This is a genomic window from Polaromonas sp. P1_G4, from assembly GCF_056405475.1.
The window spans coordinates 1-938 of sequence record NZ_JBFUCA010000921.1 but is presented as its reverse complement, the minus strand read 5'-3'; the positions used below and the strand labels follow the sequence as shown (position 1 = coordinate 938).

At 51.1% G+C, this 938-nt stretch carries 2 protein-coding genes; one reads left to right on the top strand and one right to left on the bottom strand.

Going from position 1 to position 938, the window contains the following annotated elements:
• Positions 1 to 139 precede the first annotated feature (139 nt).
• Positions 140 to 565 (bottom strand): hypothetical protein, encoded by a 426-nt coding sequence (locus tag AC1D1X_RS24465; RefSeq protein WP_477667941.1) that lies wholly within the window; start codon positions 563 to 565, stop codon positions 140 to 142.
• Between the two features lie 99 nt (positions 566 to 664).
• On the opposite strand from AC1D1X_RS24465, the gene AC1D1X_RS24460 reads away from it, so the two are divergent.
• Positions 665 to 907, top strand: a complete 243-nt coding sequence (locus AC1D1X_RS24460) for a helix-turn-helix domain-containing protein (RefSeq protein WP_477667940.1) — start codon at positions 665 to 667, stop codon at positions 905 to 907.
• Positions 908 to 938: the final 31 nt, after the last annotated feature.

Sequence of the window (938 nt, the reverse complement as noted above, 5' to 3'; positions counted from 1 at the left end):
CTCTTAAGGCAATCGGATTAATTGTGTCGAAAAATCCGATGAAACTGCCTGAGAATGACGCCCCAGACTTCCTTGCTCAGAAAGAGAAATCCCATTGGGACAAGATTCTTCAAGAGATATTGGACGCTGGCGGCTAACCTCATTTGCTGCGAACGCAGGTGCCCTTAGATTCTGCCTCTTGGACAATGGCGGTACTCTCCATCCATCCGCTTCCCCGGGCTCTCGCATAGGCGTAGAGATCTGTGCAGTCGATTCGGTCTGATGAGGACCTGCTTCCCTTTGCTCGCGCTTCCTTTTCTGAGGCTTCAATGCTGGCTTTTCGATCCAGCTCACGCTTTGCTGCTAATGCCGCTGCCCGCTCTCTTTCGGCAGTCCACTCGGTTTTTTCCTCTTTTGCGCCAGCAATCGCACCGCAGGCGACTTCCTGATAGACCACTGTCCCGTTGGCAAGCGAGCAACGAAAAACCTGTGCGACAGCTTCGCTGGGCGCGTTCAATGCAAGCCAGCAAGTCGAACTCAGCAGAACGCGACTCGCTCTACGCATACCTAAAAGTGCTTTGACCATTACGAACTCCATTGGTTAAGACTTCATTCTGCCGCATATATTAGGAAGACTAAAGGGCGTGTAGACCCGATCCTTGCCCAATTTATTGGGTAAGATGCTTTGGAACTAGAAGAAGCTTTCGGTCAGGTGATTCGCCAACTGCGGCAAAAAAAAGGTTGGTCGCAGGAGCAACTGGGATTCGAGGCCGGTGTTGACCGAAATTACATCTCCCTCATTGAGCTTGGTAAAAATTCACCAAGCCTAAATGTCATGAATAAACTAGGCTCTGCATTAGGCATAGCTGCTTCGGCGGTGTTGCTTGAGGCAGAAGCTCGATTGAAAAAGAGACTCCGCGCCGAATAGGTGGGGTTCCCCTTGCATCACAGTGCATGGG